At 64.4% G+C, this 20,025-nt stretch carries 13 protein-coding genes; 7 read left to right on the forward strand and 6 right to left on the reverse strand.

The window, feature by feature from the left end; translation table 11 throughout:
• Positions 1-46: 46 nt before the first annotated feature.
• Both WH303_RS03765 and WH303_RS03770 read right to left on the reverse strand, forming a co-directional pair.
• On the reverse strand, positions 47-2,062 hold the full coding sequence (locus WH303_RS03765) for a sensor histidine kinase (protein WP_339517055.1): 2,016 nt from the start codon (positions 2,060-2,062) through the stop codon (positions 47-49).
• Entirely contained in the window at positions 2,059-2,769 is a 711-nt protein-coding gene (locus WH303_RS03770) for a response regulator transcription factor (RefSeq protein ID WP_339517056.1), read from the reverse strand. The genes WH303_RS03765 and WH303_RS03770 overlap by 4 nt, the downstream gene beginning before the upstream one ends.
• A 491-nt stretch (positions 2,770-3,260) precedes the next feature.
• Here WH303_RS03770 and lldP point away from each other — a divergent pair, with 491 nt between their 5' ends.
• The 4 genes from lldP (at position 3,261) to dld (ending at position 8,847) form a co-directional block, all read left to right on the forward strand.
• Complete coding sequence (gene lldP, locus WH303_RS03775) at positions 3,261-4,943, forward strand: L-lactate permease (protein ID WP_339517057.1); 1,683 nt, start codon at positions 3,261-3,263, stop codon at positions 4,941-4,943.
• Between the two features lie 150 nt (positions 4,944-5,093).
• The gene (gene lldR / locus WH303_RS03780) at positions 5,094-5,870 is read left to right on the forward strand and encodes a transcriptional regulator LldR (RefSeq protein ID WP_312988237.1); all 777 of its coding nucleotides are present in this window, start codon (positions 5,094-5,096) and stop codon (positions 5,868-5,870) included.
• 60 nt (positions 5,871-5,930) lie between these two features.
• Entirely contained in the window at positions 5,931-7,067 is a 1,137-nt protein-coding gene (lldD, locus tag WH303_RS03785; protein WP_339517058.1) for an FMN-dependent L-lactate dehydrogenase LldD, read from the forward strand.
• A 25-nt stretch (positions 7,068-7,092) separates the two neighbouring features.
• Positions 7,093-8,847, forward strand: a complete 1,755-nt coding sequence (gene dld, locus WH303_RS03790; RefSeq protein ID WP_339517059.1) for a D-lactate dehydrogenase — start codon at positions 7,093-7,095, stop codon at positions 8,845-8,847.
• Between the two features lie 91 nt (positions 8,848-8,938).
• On the opposite strand, the gene WH303_RS03795 is transcribed toward dld, so the two are convergent.
• Positions 8,939-9,853: a LysR family transcriptional regulator gene (locus WH303_RS03795; RefSeq protein ID WP_339517060.1), complete on the reverse strand. Its 915-nt coding sequence runs from the start codon at positions 9,851-9,853 to the stop codon at positions 8,939-8,941.
• 636 nt (positions 9,854-10,489) lie between these two features.
• Between WH303_RS03795 and WH303_RS03800 the strand changes: the two genes are divergently transcribed.
• A complete protein-coding gene (locus tag WH303_RS03800; protein WP_312988232.1) occupies positions 10,490-10,744 on the forward strand; it encodes a hypothetical protein in 255 nt (84 codons plus the stop codon).
• A gap of 96 nt (positions 10,745-10,840) precedes the next feature.
• Here the strand turns inward: WH303_RS03800 and WH303_RS03805 are convergent, their stop codons facing one another.
• Positions 10,841-12,277 carry a CitMHS family transporter gene (locus tag WH303_RS03805; protein WP_339517061.1) on the reverse strand — a complete coding sequence of 479 codons (1,437 nt, stop codon included), beginning with the start codon at positions 12,275-12,277 and terminating at the stop codon, positions 10,841-10,843.
• A 180-nt stretch (positions 12,278-12,457) separates the two neighbouring features.
• Positions 12,458-12,706: a TIGR04438 family Trp-rich protein gene (locus WH303_RS03810; RefSeq protein ID WP_021024739.1), complete on the reverse strand. Its 249-nt coding sequence runs from the start codon at positions 12,704-12,706 to the stop codon at positions 12,458-12,460.
• Between the two features lie 1,068 nt (positions 12,707-13,774).
• Here WH303_RS03810 and WH303_RS03815 point away from each other — a divergent pair.
• A complete protein-coding gene (locus WH303_RS03815) occupies positions 13,775-16,366 on the forward strand; it encodes a hypothetical protein (protein ID WP_339517062.1) in 2,592 nt (863 codons plus the stop codon).
• On the forward strand, positions 16,339-19,077 hold the full coding sequence (locus tag WH303_RS03820) for a DUF5979 domain-containing protein (protein ID WP_339517063.1): 2,739 nt from the start codon (positions 16,339-16,341) through the stop codon (positions 19,075-19,077). The genes WH303_RS03815 and WH303_RS03820 overlap by 28 nt, the downstream gene beginning before the upstream one ends.
• A 185-nt stretch (positions 19,078-19,262) precedes the next feature.
• Here WH303_RS03820 and WH303_RS03825 read toward each other — a convergent pair whose 3' ends face one another.
• Positions 19,263-20,021 carry a helix-turn-helix transcriptional regulator gene (locus tag WH303_RS03825; protein ID WP_021024816.1) on the reverse strand — a complete coding sequence of 253 codons (759 nt, stop codon included), beginning with the start codon at positions 20,019-20,021 and terminating at the stop codon, positions 19,263-19,265.
• Between the last annotated feature and the right edge of the window lie 4 nt (positions 20,022-20,025).

Below are 20,025 nucleotides of genomic sequence, written 5' to 3' on the forward strand. Positions count from 1 at the left end.
CCCGTCACCTCACCCCTCCCGTTGTCTGTAGCGCGGCAGACCGCGCTCAACGCGCAGCGGCCCCCGGTGCTGCCGCAGGCAGCCCCGCCCCCAGCTGCAGCACCGCCGTCACCATCGTGCCGGCCGGGCTCGATTGCACGCTGAAGCTGGCGCCCAGGCGTTCGGCGCGGGCGGCCATGCTGCGCATGCCCACCGATTGGCCGGCGCGCTGCACGGCCTGCACATCAAAGCCCACGCCATCGTCCTCGACCCGCACCAGCAGCTGGTTGGGCCGGGGCTGCGAATACTCCACCCGCACCTTGCTGGCATGGCTGTGCTTGATGACGTTGGACAGCGCCTCCTCCACCAGCCGGGTCAGCAGCAGGCATTGCAGCGCATTGGGGCGCTTGCCTTCTTCGACGCTGCCCTGCCACTGCGCGGCAATGCTCCAGTGGGTCTGCACGCCAATCTCATCCAAGATGCGGGTGATGCGGTGGCGCAGTGGCGCGGCCCATTGCACGGGGGTGTCGGGCACCGATGCGCCGGCGCTGGAGCCGTAGTCGATCAGCTGGTTGAGGTCATCGCGCATGCTTTTGAGCAAGGACAGCACACGCGCGCTGCTGATGGTCTCGTCCGCCTGCTCGACCAGCGCCATGCTGCGCACCAGGGCACCGCCCAGGCCGTCGTGCAGGTCATGGGCCAGGGCCATGCGCTCTTGCAGCTTGGCGTTCTCCAGCGCCTGCACATGCTCGCGCTGCAGCGCCTGGGCCAGCTCGCTGCGGGCAGATTCCACCCCTTGTTTGAGCTCGCGGTTAAAGCGCCGCACCTCATGCATCTGCCGCACCAGCTGGCCGCCCAAGAGCAGCATCAGCAGGCCAATCACCAGCACGCCGCTGAGTGCCGCCCAGTCGCGCGCCACCTGCCAGCGGTCCAGCACCGAGTACAGGTTGTTGAGCGCCACCAGGGTCAGCAGCAGCCAGATGCAGGCGAGCAGGATATGCGCCAGATTGCGCGGCCGTTTGCGCGGGAACCAGGCATGGAGCTGGAACTGCAGCCCATTGACCAGGAACACCGCCGTCGCGCCCTGCCACACCAGGCTAAAGCCCTGGCGCGCATGCTCGGCAGGCACCAGACAGGTGATCGCTGCACCGACAAAGGCCAACAGCCACAAAAAGCGCTCCACCCAGGGCAGCTTTTGCGCGCCAAAGCGGAAGGTGAAGATGCACACGCTCAGCACATAGCCCAGCAGCGCCACCAGGCTGAAGCGGGCACGGGTGAGCGAATCCGGCCAGGGCCACTGGCTGCCCGCCAGGTAGGTGCTTAAATACAGCATCCAGCACAAGGCCATCAGCGCAAACCAGCCATAGGTGCGGGCTTTGCGCTGCAGTAACCAGATGCTGAAGAACAGCACCCCGGCCATCGCACACAGCACGGCATTGACAAAGTAGACCGTGCGCTGGCGCCATTGCTTGCCCGCCTGCACCTGGGCCACCTCTTGCGGCGCGCCCAGGCGCAGCTGGCCCAGGCCCGGGCTCAAGGCGCGGTGGCCCACCGCATACACCCAGATAGTGTTGACCCCGGGCTGCAGCAGCGATTCTGGCAGCAGCCACCAGCGCGGCACATTCCAGCTGCGTGACAGCGGCTCGACCAGGGAGGCATCGCTCCAGAGCAGGTCATGGTTCACATACACCGCACCGGCCACGCTGATGCCATCAATGCCCAATGCAATGGACTCAGGGGGCGAGGAGGACTCGGCATCGAGCCCAGGTGGTGGGCTGGCGCAGCTGCGCTGCCAGGCAATGCGGTACCAGACGGCGCCATCGTGCGCAGGCCAGCGCTGGGTCCAGAGATCGGGCAGCGTGACCGGCTCCCAGCCCTCGGTCGGGGCTGGCAGCTGCGGGTTGAGTGCGCTGGCGCGTGCCGCATCCACGTGCAGGATTTGCGCCTTGCAGCTGCCGGCCTGGGGAGTGCTGGCTGGCGCGGTTTGGGCCATCGCAGGCCCAGCCAGCAGTACAAACAGCAGCACCAGCAGGTACGCCCCGGCTTGCAACAGGCGGGGCAGGGGGTGAGCGCGCGGGCTCACTCAATCATTCCCCGGGCGCGCGCCTCGCGCACCGCCATCATGCGCGAGGAGACGGCCAGCTTGCGGTAAATGCGCTTGACATGGCTCTCCACCGTATGGCGGGACAGATGCACTTCGTTGGCGATCTCACGGTTGCTCATGCCATCGGCCACCAGGCGCAAGATCTCGGCCTCCCGGGGCGTCAGGCCCACATCGGGCTCGCCGCCGCTGGCAGCGGGCGCTGCGTGGTCGGCCGGCTTGGGCACGCGCAGTGGCAGCAGCTGCAAAATGCGCCGGGCAATAAAGGGGTCGATCGGCGCGCCACCGCGCAGCACGCTGCGGATGGACAGCATCACCTCGAAATCGTCGCGCTGCTTGAGCACATAGCCCGTGGCCCCGGCGCGCAAGGCGCTCAGGATCAGTTCTTCGGAGCTCCAGGCCGACACCACCAGAATGCCCAGCCCCGGATCCTCGGCCCGCAGCTCTTCGATCAGCGACTGGCCATTGCCATCGGGCAGGCGCAAATCCACCAAGGCCAGGCCCACCGGCCCCTCGGCGACCACAGCCCGCGCCTCTGCCAGCGTGCCGGCAAAGATCAGCGTATCGTCCTCATAGCCAAGCTGGTGCAGCACCTGGCGCAAGCGTTGTTGCAGAAGCGGCTCGTCCTCCACGACCAGGACGGGGACAGGCAAAAGAGCATCTTCAACAAGCAACGAAGGTTCAAGCATGGATAAGCAAAAAAACGCGCGGGCGGACCCCCGCGATGGTATGCGAGTGGGCGAAAAATGCTATCCCTGAAATTGGGGAATTTCTCTGACGTTCCCCTTGGCGGAGGACGGGTGAGCGGTCACTGCCATGCCAGCACTGTGGCGAGTGGTCAGTGCCCTCATTCAGCGACCAAAGTCAATTTTGCTGGTTTGAATTGGTATTACCAATAATGAAAATTGGCCTATGAATTGTTAAATTTCGGGTTTACCCTAGAAGTAAATAGGCTTAATTCCCCAATAATCGCCCAACTTTGCCGCAGGTTGGCGATTTCGTGGTTTATTGGTAATACCAATTTAAACCAAAGGTCCAACCAACGGCATAGCGAACAAGCCATTCACCAGGCAAGGCCAAGAACCGGGCATCCCAAGCAGCCCGTTAGCCCTATGCCGCCGGTGAACAGCCCAAGACCAAGGCGCCACAAGCGCCCCTCCAATAACTTCGAGACATCGCCATGCAAACTCTCTGGCAGCAAAACTACGACCCGGCTGGCAACATCTGGGTGTCGGCCCTGGTGGCCTTGATTCCGATCCTGTTTTTCTTTTTGGCACTGACTAAGCTGCGGCTCAAGGGCTACCAGGCGGGCACCATCACGGTGGTGCTGGCCCTGGCGGTGGCGTTGCTGTTCTACCGCATGCCCGTCAGCGCAGCGCTGGCCTCGGCCGTCTACGGCTTTTTCTACGGCTTGTGGCCTATTGCCTGGATCATTGTGGCCGCCGTATTTCTGTACAAGATCTCCGTCAAAACGGGGCAGTTCGATGTGATCCGCTCGTCGATCCTGTCGGTGACGCCCGATCAGCGCTTGCAGCTCATCCTGGTGGGCTTTTGCTTTGGCGCGTTTTTGGAAGGCGCGGCAGGTTTTGGCGCACCGGTCGCGATCACGGCGGCCTTGCTGGTGGGCCTGGGCTTCAAGCCGCTGTATGCCGCAGGCCTGTGCCTGATCGCCAATACCGCCCCGGTTGCGTTTGGCGCCATGGGCATTCCGATCATCGTGGCTGGCCAGGTGTCGGGCGTCGATGCGTTTGCGATTGGCCAGATGGCGGGCCGCCAGCTGCCTTTCATGACCGTGCTCGTGCTGTTCTGGCTGATGGCCATCATGGATGGCTGGCGCGGGGTGAAGGAGACCTGGCCTGCGGTGCTGGTCGGTGGTGGTTCGTTTGCGATCGTGCAGTTCCTCACCGCCAACTACATTGGCCCGGAGCTGCCTGATATCACCTCGGCCATCGTGTCCTTGATTGCGCTGACCCTGTTCCTCAAGGTCTGGCAGCCCAAGCGCATCTTCCGTTTTACGCCAGAGGCGGGTGAACAAGGCGCAGCAGCCGTGCCCGTCGTACCTGTCAGCTCGGGCGCGCCGCTCACCGCCGCTGCGGTCATCAAGGCCTGGTCGCCCTTTATCATCCTGACCGCCATGGTCACGGTCTGGAGCATCAAGCCCTTCAAGGCGCTGTTTGCGGCAGGTGGCCCGCTGGCGTCCACCGTCATCAATATTCCGGTGCCGTTTCTGCACAACCTGGTTGAGAAGACGCCGCCCGTCGTGGCCGCTGCTGCCCCTTACGGCGCTGTTTACACCTTCAACTGGCTGCTGGCCACCGGCACCGCCATCCTGATTGCGGCGCTGATCACGATTGCCTTCACTCGCCTGTCGCCGTCCAAAGCGGTCGCTACCTTGGGGGAGACTTTCAAGGAACTGGCGGTGCCGATCTACTCCATCGGCATGGTGCTGGCCTTTGCCTTTGTCGCCAATTACTCGGGCCTGTCGGCCACCCTGGCGTTGGCACTGGCGCATACGGGCCAGGCCTTCACCTTCTTCTCGCCCTTCCTGGGCTGGATAGGGGTGTTCCTGACGGGCTCGGACACCTCTGCCAATGCACTGTTTGCCGCGCTGCAGGCCACCACCGCGCAGCAGCTGGGCCTGCCCCAGGTGCTGACCGTGGCCGCCAACACCACCGGCGGTGTGACGGGCAAGATGATCTCGCCCCAGTCCATCGCCATTGCCTGCGCGGCCGTGGGTCTGGCGGGGCGCGAATCGGATCTGTTCCGCTTTACGGTAAAGCACAGCCTGATCTTTGCCGTCATCATCGGTTTGATGACTACGCTGCAGGCCTACGTGTTTCCGTGGATGATTCCAGGTCATTGAGAGTCGCTAACCCAGCCCTTGATACGTCGTTGCCAAGCCTTGTCGTACTAAAGTACTGCCTGCGGCTTGGCGCCTCGTCTCAATCGCAAACCTACGGTTTGCTGGGCTGCTTTAGCGACTCTAGGCAACCAACACCTGAAAGCTCTCCCCATGCGCCTCGCTGACCATGTTGTCGAAAAACTGCTTGCCCTGGTGCAGGCCCGTGGCTTGCAGCCGGGCCAGCGCCTGCCGGCCGAGCGGCAACTGGCGCTGGAGCTGGGGGTGTCGCGCACGTCAGTGCGCGAGGCGCTGCAAAAGCTCATCAGCCAGGGGGTGCTGTCGGCCCGGCGCGGCGATGGCACCTATGTGCAAACGGTGCCATCGGCAGATTGGCTGCAGGAGGCCATGGGGCCGCTGGCCGGGCTGATCGAATCGGACCCCAACTACCGCTATGACGTGCTGGAGACCCGCCATGCGCTGGAGAGCAGCACCGCCTGGCTGGCCGCGCAGCGTGCCACCGCGCAAGACAAGGAACGCATCCAGCGCTGTTTTGATGTGATGATCGAGCACCAGCAAAGCGGCCATGCCGAGCTGGCCGCGCGTGCTGATGCGCAGTTCCACCTGGCGATTGCCGAGGCCTCGCACAATCTGGTGCTGGTGCAGGTGATGCAAAGCCTGTTCACCGTGGTGCTCTCTACCGTGGAGCGCAACCGCCACGACATGTTCCGCCTGAGCGCCCCCGTCACGCTGCAGCAGCTCACCGTGCAGCACCAAAGCCTGATGCAGGCGATTTTGGAGGGCGACCCGCAGCGCGCCCGCGCCTGCATTGGCGAGCACCTGGAGCATGTGCGCCACACCATCTTGCAGATGGACGAAGAGCGCGCACGCCGCGAGCGATCGATGCGCCTGCCGGCCGAGCTGATGCCCAGCCTGCCGGGTGTGCCCTGATCTGCGCGGATCCTGACAACCAACATACCGAGACAAACACCCAGCCCTGAGAGCGCCACCATGATCATCTCTTCCGCATCCGACTACCGCGCCGCCGCGCAAAAGCGCCTGCCGCCCTTTCTGTTCCACTACATCGATGGCGGCGCCTATGCCGAGCAAACGCTCAAGCGCAATGTGGCCGACTACGCCGATGTTGCACTGCGCCAGCGCGTGCTCAAGGACATGAGCCAGCTCGACACCAGCATCGAGCTGTTTGGCGAAAAGCTCTCTATCCCCGCCATCCTCGCGCCCGTCGGCCTGCTGGGCATGTTTGCCCGCCGGGGCGAGGTGCAGGCCTCGCGCGCCGCCGCTGCCCATGGCATTCCCTTCACCCTGTCCACCGTCTCGGTCTGCCCGATTGAAGAGGTGGCGCCGGGCCTGGGCCGGCCGATGTGGTTCCAGCTCTATGTGCTCAAGGACCGGGGCTTTATGAAGAACGCGCTCGAGCGCGCGCAGGCCGCCGGCTGCTCCACCCTGGTGTTCACCGTCGATATGCCCGTGCCCGGCGCCCGCTACCGCGATGCGCATTCGGGCATGAGTGGCCCCAATGCGGCGATGCGCCGCTACTGGCAGTCCCTCACCCACCCGGCCTGGTCCTGGGATGTGGGCTTGAACGGCCGACCGCACGACCTGGGCAATATCTCCGCCTACCGGGGCAGCCCCACGGGCCTGGCCGACTACATCGGCTGGCTGGGCAGCAATTTTGATCCATCGATCTCCTGGAAGGACCTGGAATGGATCCGCGACTTCTGGAAGGGCCCGATGGTCATCAAGGGCATCCTCGATCCGGAAGACGCCAAGGACGCCGTGCGCTTTGGCGCCGATGGCATCGTGGTCAGCAACCATGGCGGCCGCCAGCTCGATGGCGTGCTGTCGTCGGCCCGCGCGCTGCCGGCGATTGCCGATGCGGTCAAGGGCCAGATCAAGATCCTGGCGGACTCGGGTATTCGCAATGGCCTCGACATCGTGCGCGCCATCGCGTTGGGGGCGGACGCTACCTTGCTCGGCCGCGCCTTTATCTATGCGCTGGCCACCTCCGGCCAGGCGGGCGTCAAGCACCTGCTGGAGCTGATGGAAAAGGAAATGCGCGTGGCGATGACCTTGACCAGCGTGGCCAAGGTAGCCGATATCAACGGCGATCTGCTGGTGCGCCAGTAAACGACGCACCCTACCAAGACCTGCCATGACCGCTGCCACCACCACCCCCGTCTCGCGCGATGCGCTGCTGGCCCAGCTGCGCGCCGCCGTCGGCCCCGCCCATGTGCTGACGGGCGACCAGGCCACGCGCCGCTTTCGCAAAGGCCACCGCACCGGCGAAGGCCCGGTGCTGGCCGTGGTGCGCCCGGCCAGCCTGTGGGAGCAGTGGCAGGTGCTGGAGGCGGCTGTGGCAGCCGACCGCATCGTCATCATGCAGGCGGCCAACACCGGGCTTACCGGCGGGTCGACGCCCGACGGCAGCGGCTATGACCGCGAGATCGTGCTGATCAACACCTTGCGCATCACCGGAGTGCAGGTGATTGGCGATGGCGCCCAGGTCGTCTGCCTGCCGGGGGCGACCTTGGACAAGTTGGAGCAGGTGCTGGCGCCGCTGGGCCGCGAGCCGCATTCGGTCATTGGCTCGTCCTGCATCGGTGCCTCGGTGCTGGGGGGCATCTGCAACAACTCCGGCGGCTCGCTGGTGCGGCGTGGCCCGGCCTATACCGAGCTGGCGCTCTATGCCCAGGTGCGGGCCGATGGCTCGCTGGCGCTGGTCAACCACTTGGGAATAGAACTGGGCGCCACGCCGCAGGAGATCCTGACCCGCCTGCACAACGGCGACTACCGCGAGGCCGACATCACGCACGATGCGCAGCGCGCCGCCTCCGACCCACGCTACGCCGCCGCCGTGCGCGATGTGGACCAGGATTCGCCCGCGCGCTTCAATGCCGATCCCTCGCGCTTGTTTGAGGCCTCGGGCTCGGCCGGCAAGCTCTGCCTGTTTGCGGTGCGGCTCGATACCTTTCCCAAAGTGCCCAGCACCGTGTTCTATATCGGCAGCAATACGGCGGACGACCTGACCACCGTGCGCCGCCATCTGCTCACTGCGTTGCCGGAGCTGCCGATTGCCGGTGAGTACATCCACCGCACCGCCTACGACATTGGCGAGCAATACGGCAAGGACACCTTCTTGCTGATTGACCGCTTTGGCACCGCCCGCGTGCCTGCGGCCTTTGCGCTCAAAAGCCGGGTCGATGGCTTCTTTGAGCGCCTGGGCCTGCGCGGCGTCAGCGACCGCATCATCCAGGCGGTCACCAACCTCTTGCCCAGCCATTTGCCGCCGCGCATGCGCCAGTGGCGCGAGCGCTATGAGCACCACCTGCTGCTGCGCGTGGCCAACGACACGGCAGACGCCACACGCGCGTTTCTGAGCACGCATTTTGCTGGCAGCGCCAGTGGCGGCTGGTTTGAGTGTGATGCTGATGAAGGGCGCAAGGCCTTCCTGCACCGCTTTGCGATTGCCGGCGCCGCCATCCGCTACCGCGAAGTGCACCGCGCCCAGGTCGAAGACATCGTCGCGCTCGATGTTGCCCTGCGCCGCAATGACCGCGACTGGGTCGAGCAGTTGCCCGCCGAGGTCGAGGCCGACATGGTGCACAAGCTCTACTACGGCCACTTTTTCTGCCATGTCTTCCACCAGGACTACATCGTGAAAAAGGGTGTCGATCCGCTGGCGATGGAGCACCGCATGTGGACGCTGCTCGATGCGCGCCGGGCCGAGTACCCGGCCGAACACAATGTGGGCCACCTCTATGTGGCCAAGCCTGCACTGGCTGATTTTTACCGCCAGCTGGACCCGAGCAACAGCCTGAACCCCGGCATTGGCCACACGGCGCGGGGCAAGAACTGGGAGGCCTGTTGTGAGCGGCCTGGTGCCTGGCCCAAAGGCTATTCAGACTAGCGCCGGTCTGGGCTGCGGCGCTGGCGCACTGGCGCCGGGGAAGGGCATGCAGTTGCCGGTTGGCAGTCCGTAAGCGGTGTCCGGGGCTGGCTCACAGCGTATCGCACAGCATGTCCCAGAAGGCCTGCACCAGCAACGGCGTTCCGGCCTGCTTGCCGTGCTTCATCAGGCAAATTTTTCTGGCCAGTTGCGGCCGGGTGATCGGCAGGTAGCACAGCTGCGGGTCAGAGTGCGCCTGCTTGCTCAGGCTGGATATCAGCCCGACTTTCAGATCGCTGTGCACCAGCGCGTACAGGGATTCGATCGACGACAGGTTGTGCGGCACATTGACATGCACGCCCTGCTCGCGCAGCACGGTGGTGATCATGTCATAGGTATTGCCCCGCCGCAGCACCGCCAGGGGCTGGTCCTTGAGATGGTGCCAGTGCAGCTTGGCCTGCTGGGCCAGCGGGTGGCGCGGGGAGAGCACGACCATGATCTCGTCCGTGGCGATCAGGCGCGAATCGATGTGCGAGGGCGTGTCGAACTGCAGGCCCACCGCGATGTCCGCATCCCCTTGCGTGATCGACTCGATCAGCGTGTCGCTGTGCATGTCGTCGAGCACGAAATGCACCTCCGGGTGGCGCTGCTGGAACTGGGCCATATACGGCGCAATCCACTGCGATGCCGAGGGGATGCAGTGGATGCGGATGGCATGGCTTTGGTGCTGCAGCCGCTGCAGCATCTCCTCCATGCCCTGGTCAAAGGTGGCAATCATCCAGCTGACCTGGGCGCGCACCGATTCGCCCGCCGGCGTCAGCCGCACGCGCCGCATGCTGCGGTCAAACAAGGTAACGCCCAGCGTGAGTTCAAGTTCGCGGATGGCGGAGGAAAAGGCCGGCTGGCTCATCGCCAGCGACTGGGCGGCCTGCGTGAAGGTGGGGTGCTCAGCGGCCTGCTTGAAGCAGCTGAGCTGCCGCAATGTGGGGATGGATGCCGATCTCTGCGGCTGGTAAACGTGGGTCATGATGAATTCATTTTTTCAAATCAAAATAATTACTCCAATTGTAAATTGCTATGTAATTAAATTTTTTACAGATGCGTAAAAAAATGGCTGGGAACAGGTGCCGATGGCAGCTGGATAGCACCAGGCCGGAGCGTAAAAGTTCCGGAGATTTTTACGAAAACGCCTCTGTTTTATCGGTGTTTTTACCGATGAATGGCGAAGCGCTGACGCCGCGATGGGTAGCGACTGTGCCACACATGGGGTAGATCGTGGGCGCACCTAACATTTGTTGAATTTATCGATATTTATTAACGATAGATATAGTATATTATTTAAGTTGGTTTTTTCGCACAGATCGGCCCGAGGCTGGCGTGCCGCCCACAGGGCGGTTTTGACCGGTGGCGTTCAGCGCCTCCCTGGCCCTGGGCCAGCGCACTGTCTGCCGCAGCCTGCTGCCCCCATGCTGCCCATGCGCTGTGCATGCCCGCAGCAGCCTGCCCCTTTGCCGAATGCCATGTCTTGACCGGGCCGGCGTTGCTGCAGCAAGGGCGGTCCCTGGTGCATTTCCGAAACTCCGCTGCTGGTGCTGCAGACCGGGCCCATCGACGGGCCGGGCGGCCGGCGCGGGGATGTCCTTTATTTTTTACAAGCTCAACTATGAATTTCTCAAGCATCGATTGGAGCCAGGCGCCAGAGGATGCGCGCTGGTGGGCCATGGACGGTGATGGCCATGCCTATTGGTACTGCAGGCCGCAGATTGCAGCGGCCACCACCTTCTGGTTTGCTGCGCGCCACCCGGCGCCCAGCTTTGGCTATGCGCGCGATTTCCGGCAGTCGCTGCAAGCGCGGCCGGCACCGGCCGAGGAGAGCGCGCCTGCGCGCGCTGCAGCGGTCCGTCTGCTGCGCCGCTAGCACGGTGCGCAGCGGGCGCTGTGGCTGGCCCAGGCCCGCCCAGCGCCGTGTTGCGCGGCCGGCCGCTGCCCTGGGGCAGGGCTGGCACCGTGCCGGTCAGATGATGCCCAGCATCCAGGTCAGCACCAGCAGCGACAGCGACAAGCCCCAGATCCAGAAGAACGAGTAGCGGATATGCTGGCCCATCGACAGCTTGGCCAGGCCCAGGCCCATCCACAGCGCTGGCGAGAACGGCGAGACAAAGGTGCCCACGATGCTGCCGATGATCATTGCGTAGGCTGCTGAGGTGGATGGCACCCCCGCCTGCGACGTGATCTGCTCGACGACCGGGAACAGCGCAAAGTAATAGGCATCGGTGCTCAGCACCAGCTCCAGCGGAATGCCGATCGCGCCAATGACCAGGTGCATATAGGGCAGCAGCACGGCTGGCAGCACATCGACCAAGGCCCGCGCAATGCTGTTGAGCATGCCCGACTCCTTGAGGATGCCCAGGAACGTACCGGCCGCCAAGATGATGCTGGCCATCATGATGGCGCCGCCCGCATGCGCATTGATGCGCTGGATCTGCACCTTGGGCTGGGGGTAGTTGATGACCAGGGCCACGCACAGCGCAATCATGAAGGTATAGCCGGGCGGGAACACGCCCATCACCAGCACCGCCAAGGTGAGCAAAAACACCAGCGCATTGACCCAGCGCAGCCGGGGGCGCAGCAGCTGCGCGCGCGCTTCATCGGCCGCCTTGGCTGCAGCGGCCTGGATGGCCAGTTCGGTGGCGGCATGGGGCTGCAGTGCAGCGGCCAAGTCGTCGACATGGCTGGGGTGAGCGGATGCGGGCGCCGATGTGGCCACCGGTGCAGGTACAGAGCCGGACGCCGCAGCAGGCAGGGCTTGCGCCAGCTCGGCCTTGAGCGCTTGCTGGCGGATGCGGCGCTGCTCGCGCAGGCCCAGAAACACCGCCAGCACCAGCAGCAAGGCCAGGCCCAGGCCCTGCACCACCACCAGCTCGCGCCACAGCGCCACGGCATCCATCTCCAGCACGGTCGCTACGCGGCCCACCGGCCCGCCCCAGGGCAGCATATTGACCACGCCGGCGCTGGCGGCCAGCAGCAAAAACAGCAGGTAGGGGCTCATCTTCAGCCGCTGGTACAGCGGCAGCAAAGGCGGCACCACCAGCAAGAAGGTGGAGGCGCCTGCGCCGTCGAGCTGAGCGATGGCTGAGATCAGCACCGTGCCCACGGCCACGGCAATCACATTGCCGCGCGTGATGCGCACCATGGCGCGAATCAGCGGGTCAAACAGGCCCACATCGTTCATTACGCCAAAAAACAAAATGGCAAAGATGAACATGGTCACCACCTGCACCACGGAGCTGATGCCATGGCGGTAGAAACCGGTGATCTCGCTGGTACTGAAGCCAGCGATCAGGGCGCCAGCAAGGGGCACCAGCACCATGCTGATCACGGGCGAGACCTTCTCGCTCAGCAGCAAGGCGACGATGACAACAACAATGGCTAAGCCAATCAAGGTGAGCATAAATACTTCTTCTAGTGCGTGGGGGGAATGGCGCATACCTTGCGCGGTATGCAGCCGGCGCTGAGTGGCCCACACATGCCCGGTAGCCAGGCCCGGCGGTGCTTGTGGCACCGCCAGCGGCTCGCCTCTCGTCTCCATGGCAAACACGGGGTGGGTTTGCCGGGGCGGTGTGGGCCGCTCTTATCTGTCGCGGGACCGGGTCGCGTTGAATTTGAAAAGGTCCTTGTCTTTCACATAGCGGGCCGATTGCTTGCGGGCGCGCCGCGCCCGGCTGCGCCGGCGTGTGTAGCCGGACCAGTCGGCCCACAGCTTCCACAGCAAGGCCAGCAACGAGGGCAGCAGCACATGGGGCCATGGCCAGCTATCTATCGGTGGAATTTCATAGATTTTCAGCATCAACAGGCTGACAGCAATGATCAAGAGGTACATGGCAGAAAGAAGGGGCGGGTTGCGCTGCCTGCGAGGGGCGGATCGGTACGACCCGCAGGCAGCGGCAGCGCAAAGCGGGCGGTGACCTCACCACCCGGGATGAAACGGGGAATCAGGCCGGCGATGGCTGGGCGGTACCCCACCCGGTGCCTGCAGACCTGAAGAACGCGTGTCTGGGCCGCCATCTGTAGAGACCGGGCGGCATGCGGTGACACATGCGTTTAAATTATAGCTTTATGCTAATAAATCAATGAATCAAATCATTAACAGCTATGTTGATTGCGCATTCTGTACTGGCGCTGCTGCTGGGCGTGGGGGCGGAAAAAGGCTGTCGATACCTTGGCTGCAGGCGGCCAAACCCTGGGAGCTACAGGGTTTGGCGGGGCGGGCGCGGGTTTTTGCGTAGCGCATGGGGCGCATTCCGGTTCATTGAGCTGGCAAGCGTCCGATGCGATTTTTGCGGTGCATTTCCAGGGTTTTAGAGCCCCGTGGCCTCACTCAGGTACAGCGCTTGGTTGTCAGAAGTTAACAAATCAAAAGCATATAGATAAAGACATTAATTAAATAACTAGCCAGTCATATCTGATGCCTTGCTGATCAGAACTTATGAAAGTCTGCAGGTGCCTAGAGCATTGCTAATACAGCAAATTTTTCAAGAAATGGTAGTTTTTGTGCGCGTGCTGATAAACGGTAAATGCTGTGGGTTGCATGCATAAAAAACCAATAGTTACGAAATAAATCAAAACTACCGTGGTACCGATTTGGCGACTAATTGTTAACGCAATGTCCTGGGTTATCGCGGTAACGCGACGTTGAATGTCAGCGGCAGAAGCCCTTATCTGTACTGGGTTTGCGGGGCCATAGCAGGAAAAAACTGCGCAGCGAAAAGCCGGCCAGGACGCACCCACGTAAACCCTGGTTTGTGGGGTTTGTATCGGATGAATGTCAATTTTTTCAAACTATGGAGAAATTAGTGGTTTTTATGCCAGCACTTGTAAGAGGTGCTAGTTTGGGTGCAGCGGTGATTAAAATCTGTACATATTTATATTTCCAATGAATGGAGTTGATGTGATAAAAAATTATTTGCATCGTGCGCGCTGGGAGGCGCAAGGGCCGGCGCTCCGGCCCACGGGAGGCGCCCTGCGCGGCGCGGTTATCGGCAGGGCGCTGTTGGCGCTGGCGGGGCTGTGCGCCTTGGCCGGCCCGGCGCATGCCGCTATCACCATCACCAGCGCGGTGGTCAGTGCCGATGGCAGCGGCCCCTTTGACGCCAACAACAACCCTGGCAATGACAACGGGCCTGCCAATGGCATCGTGCGCAGCCAGGACACCGTCCTCTACACCATCGGCTACAACGCCTCGGACACCAGCAACGGCGTGATCACCGCGACCTTGCCCGCGGGCATGCGCTGGGATGCCACCGCCACTGCTGCCAGCGTCTGCAATGGCCCCGGCGGCGGCAGCTTGAACGCAGCCAGAACCGTGCTGACCTGCAACCGCCAGCCTGGCAGTGCGGGCGTGGAATCGTTCCAGGTGCTCAGCTGGGTGGGCAATGTGGCCAATGGCGCCTCGGTGGCATTGACGGCCGCCTCCGGCGCCACGTCGGCCACGTCGGCGCCGGTTACCGTATCTGCCACCCCCAAAACCGACACCCGCGTGCGTGTGGAGGCTGCAAATATATTGCGTGCGGAAACCACGCCAGGCTCCAATGTGTGGGAGCGGCGCATGCCGGTGGCCATCAGCCTGGGCGCCTTGCTGCCCGCCAGTGGCAACTTCAAGGGCTATGAGGCGCTGCAAAACCCGGTGTCCGTCACCATCAAGGTCCAAACGGGCGCGGTAGTCCGTACCTGCCCCGCTGGCGCTACCTGTAGCCAGCCTGGCGGACCCGGCACCGATATCACGGTACAGATCGCCAACCCCACCACGCATTTCCTCGATGCCGCAGCGGTCGGTGGGCTCGATGCTGCATGGCGAAGCACGGCTTTGCTGACGGTGCTGATTGGTGTGCCCGAGATCCCGAACTTCCCGGCAGGCCAGAACAGCCCCATCACGGCGCAGCTGGTCAACTTTGCACCACTGGGCCTGGGCGGTCAGTCCAATGCGGTGCCAGCGCCGGGCTACCAGCCCGGCTATGTCTGCCCGGCTGGCGCGAACGGCACACAAACCTGTGTCTTTGCAACGGTCAGCCGTACCCAAACCCTGCAGCTGGCCATCAGCGGCGGCGCGGTGTATGACAACGTCAACCTGATCTACGGCGATGGCCATGGCTACACCCAGAACTTTGAGAAGGTGGTGCCCGGCCAGGCCTTTAATGCGCTGATGGGCGTGGGCAACCGGCCGACCTCCGAAGACCCTGCCACCGATGCGCAATCCTGCGTCGCCTGGAACCCGGCCTTGCTGGAGCTGCGTGCGGCCGCCAGCCTGAAGCTGAGCAACCTGGCGATCTTCTACCAGCCGACCAACCTGCTGTCGCCCGATGTGGCAGCCGCCAATATGGTGATGGAGTACTCGGCCCAGCCCTATGCCGATGATGCGGCGCGCCGCGCGGCCAACTGCGGGGTCGCCGGTGATGGCAATCCGCTGTGGACCAGCAACTACGCATCGCTGCCGCCCAATACCATCACCAGCGTGCGCTACGCGTACATCCCCAATCTGACGCCTGGCCAAACGCTGGGTCTGGTGCTGCCGCTGCAGCGCAGCAGCAGCGCCACCTCGCTGGCGCTGGCCGATGATGCACCACTGCCCTGGTTCTCCCAGTACTTCACGGCGGCCAGCGGGCGCGTGTACTCCACCTTTGACGGCAACAGCAGCACCGTTGGTGCCAACGGTGGCGGCTATGTGCAGGCGGCCTCTGCGCTGGTGCGGCACAGCATTGCGCTGCCCGGCAGCGTCTCGCCCGGCGATATTTTCCCGATCAGCGTCACGCCCACCACCATTGGCGCGACCACGCCCGGGGTCAATGGCGTCTCACGCAATGTGCAGATCACCATCGATTTCCCCAACACCTACATCCAGCCGCTGGAAAGCTCGATTGCGCCGTCTTTGCCGCCCGGAGCAACCTATGTGCTCACGCCTGCCGATCTGGGCGGCGACGGCCTGCCTGGTACGGCCGATGATGGCGCGCCCGCCAAGCTGGTGCTGAACCTGGGTGACCTGGCCGCACCCGGTGGCGCGGTGGGCCCGGCCCCGTACCAGGGCCATGCCACGGCCCACCCGGCCATCACCTTCCAGGCCCAGGCGGCCTATATCTCTCCGGTGGGCACCTACCCGCTGGTGGGCCTGGTCGCAGCCAACAATGACCTGAGCTTTGCCGATTACACCGGTGTGCCCAATATCGTGCCGGCCGCCTTGCTGCAAGACCGCAATGAGCGGGTCAGCACCACGGTCTCGGGCGTTGCTGGCTTCCAGATGAGCAAGGCACTGGTCAGTGGCGGCACGGTTGACACCAGCGACCCCGCCAACCCGGTCACCCGCATCACCGCCGGCGAGCCCTTTACCTATGCGATCTCGTTTGGCAATGCCACCAGCACGGCCAAGGCCCAGCTGCGCCTGGTCGATGTGCTGCCTTTGATGGCGACGACCGTGGCACCACGGGCCTGGGCCCGCTGCAAATGGTCAGCGCCACGGCGGCCATGGGCGGCTCTGGTCAGGGCACGATAGCCATCGAGTACACGACGATGCCCGCTGCCGACGTGCGCAATGCGCTCCTCAACATCCTCGATAACGAAGATGCGGCCACCGGCGTGCCCTGGACGGCCTACGCCGGCGGTGCCTTCCCCGCGGGCGTGACGGCGCTGCGCTTTAGCACCAGCTCGGCACTGCAGCCGGGTTACAGCGGTATTGCCAACCTGACGATGCGCAGCCTCTCGCCGCTGGCGCCCACCACCGAGCTGTACAACGACGTATATGGCCGCGAACAGATCCCGAACGGACTGGTGCTGGCGGCCAGCGGCCAGGTCGAGCTGCGTGGCCAGGCGGCTGCCAGCCTGACGGGTCTGGTGTTCAACGACCTGAACATGAACAACACGCTGGACGCCGGTGAAGCCGGCGTGGCGGGCATCACGGCCACGCTGACCTGCGATGCCGGCCCTGCGTGCACGGCAGGTGAAACGCATAGCGCGGTGACCGACGCCTCGGGCGTGTACAGCTTTGCGCCGGGCGCCACGGTCGATGGCCAGCCCAACTTCCCTGGTCTTGCCAGCGGCTCCTGGACCTTGAGCATCGCCCCCGGTGCGCAGTGGCTGGCCGTCGGTGCCACCCCTGGTACCGTCAATGGCACCGCGTCCGGCACGGCGGTGGACCGCAGCATCAGCGGCATCGTGGTGCCCACGGGTGGGGCGGCGGTGGACTACCTGTTTGCCGAGCGCCAGCAGGGCAGCCTGACCATCAACAAGGCGCTGGTGCTGCCCGCTGGTGTGACCGGTCCTTTTGACTTTGCGTTTACCGCAACCTGTGACCTGCCCACCGCTGGCTTTAGCTACCCTGCGACCTTGATCGGCTACCCGGGCAACACCTCGGTGACGATTGACGAGGTGCCCGCGACTGCCAACTGCACGGTGACCGAAGACACCCCCCTGCCCACGGCCCCTGCCTCGTACGAATGGGCGGCCCCCTCGGCGCCTGCGCCCGTGGTGATTGCTGCCAACGGCGATGTGGCCGTGACCGTGACCAATACGCTCAATGCGCTGCTGGGCAGCATCACGATCACCAAGGATCTGGTGTTGCCGGCCGATGTGCCCGGTCCGTTCAACTTCAGCTACACGGCGACCTGTGACCTGCCCAGCGCTGGCTCGGTGTACTCCGGTACGTTGACGGGCTACCCGACGGCGACTGCAGTGACCATTGCCAATGTGCCTGCAGGTGCGCAGTGTGTGGTGGCCGAAGGCCCCTTGCCTGCAGCCCCTGAGAACTACAGCTGGGGCCCTGCGGCAGCCAATGTGCCGGTGACCGTGCCTTTGAATGCCTCGGCCCCGGTGACGATGGCCAGCAGCCTGGTGCGCTTGACCGCCGGTATTGAAGTGACCAAGACCCTGGCGCTGCCCAGCGGTGTGACGGGACCCTTCAGCTTTGGCTTTACCGCCACCTGCAACCTGCCCAGCGCCGGCTCGACCTACACCGCGACCTTGGCCAACTACCCGACCAACACGCGGGTGACGATCCCTGGCATCCCCTCGGGTGCGAGCTGCGCGGTGGCGGAAAACACCCCGCTGCCGGCGGCGCCTAGCGGCTACGAGTGGGGCGCCCCGAGCGTGCCTGCGGCGGTGACGGTGCCCAGCGCGGGTGTGGCGTCGGTGGGTGTGACGAATACGCTGGTCCAGCAGTTCGGCATGATCACCATCAACAAGACGCTGACGCTGCCCAATGGTGTGACCGGTCCGTTCAACTTCACGTACACGGCCACCTGCAATCTGCCCAGCGCCGGCACGGTGTTCCCTGCGAGCCTGAGCTACCCGACCGCGACATCGGCCACCATTGCCAATGTGCCCGCTGGCGCGCAGTGTGTGGTGGCCGAAGGCCCGCTGCCCACGGCACCCGCCAACTTCAGCTGGGGCCCTGCGGCTGCCAATGTCAACGTCACGGTGCCTGCCAACAGCGACATTGCCGCGACGATGGCCAGCACCCTGGTGCGCCAGCAAGCGGGTATTGAAGTGACCAAGACCCTGGCGCTGCCCAGCGGCGTGACGGGCCCCTTCAGCTTTGGCTTTACCGCCACCTGCGACCTGCCTAGCGCTGGCTCGGTCTACACCGCGACCTTGGCCGACTACCCGACCAACACCAAGGTGACGATCGCCAATGTGCCAGCCGGTGCCAACTGCGCGGTGACGGAAGACCAGCCGCTGCCAACGGCGCCTGCCAACTACGAGTGGGCGGCTCCGTCGGTGCCCGCACCCGTCGTGGTGCCCAGCACCGGCGCGGCGGCAGTCGGTGTGACCAATGCACTGACCGGGCAGACCGGCGAGATCCTGGTGAACCTGAACACCACCCTCCCCGATGGCGTGACCGGTCCCTTCAGCTTTGTCGTGACCGCCACCTGCAACCTGCCCACGGCAGGAACCACCCACAGCGTGACCATCGTGTCGCCACCGGCCAGCGCGACCGGCACCATCACCGGTGCCCAAGCCGGCGCGGAGTGCACGATTGCGCAAACCTTGCCTGAAGCACCGGCTGGCTACCAGTGGGATGCGCCAACCGTGGAAGGCGGCCCGGTGACCATCGCCGCCAACAGCAATGTGCCGGTGACGGTGAGCAACAGCCTGGTCAAGGCACAAACGGGCACGCCAACGCCCGTGCCGGTGGACAGCCGCGTAGCCCTGCTGCTGCTGGCGCTGCTGCTGGCCGCCGGCGCCAGCCTGCAACTGCGCAAGCGCTAAACCCGCCATCCAGCAGCGCGGGCCACTCCGCACTGCTGGCCGGGTGACTACAAACAGCAAAACCGGGGCTTGATGCCCCGGTTTTTTTACGCCTGTTGGTTGGCTGCCCTTGTGCGCCAAGGCCCGCTTGTTGCGCAAGCGCGCTGCCGCTGCGAGCGCCCCAGCGGCTTTGACGACCGCTGGCGCTAATTCAGCAGCCCGGGCAGAAAATCGCTGGCCCGGCGAAACCGGAAACGTTGGTACGCCCGCAGCCGGTAGGTGTGCACGGTCGCTGGGCTGATGGACAGCGCCTCGCCAATGTCCTGGGCGCTGTCGCCCAGCAAGGAGCGCGCAATGACCAAGCGCTCGCGTGTGGTCAGGGACGGAAAGCTGCGCTCCAGGCGCGCCAGCAGCACCGCCTGGGCATCGGCTTGCGGCCGCGTGAGGGCAGCCGATGCGCGGACCCGGGCATGCAAGGCCACCATCGCCAGCTGCCCCAGGGCGGCCAGCTGCGGGCTGGGGCTGGCGGACTGCACATGCAGGCCCCGGTAAAAGCTCAGGATCAGCAGGCGCTGCGATGCATCACCCCAGGTGAAGCTGAGCTTGTCGACAAAGCCCGGTTGCTCAAAACACAGTTCGCGGTACTCGCCCGAGGGCAGGTGGCAGGCCCGCACCTGCTGAGAGAACGCCCCGCTGCGCTTGCCCCGCAAGGACTGGGCCTGCAGCACCGGGTCCATCGCATGGAAGCGCCGGGCGTAGGCGCCTGTCCGCTCGGCAATGCCCCGGCGCTCGCCTGCGGCCAGCACCTCATGCACACCGCCCGCTGCATCGACCTGGTAGGCGAAGATTTCCTCCACCTGGTCAAGGCCGCGCGAGGCGCCCAGCAGCGTTTGCGCAAAATCGGGCGACAGCGCCGCATCGAGCAGCGACTGCCCCATCGAGGGATCGAACATCAACGCTTGCATGGTG

The sequence above is a fragment of the Comamonas sp. MYb69 genome, assembly GCF_037479315.1.
Lineage (GTDB): Bacteria > Pseudomonadota > Gammaproteobacteria > Burkholderiales > Burkholderiaceae_C > Comamonas.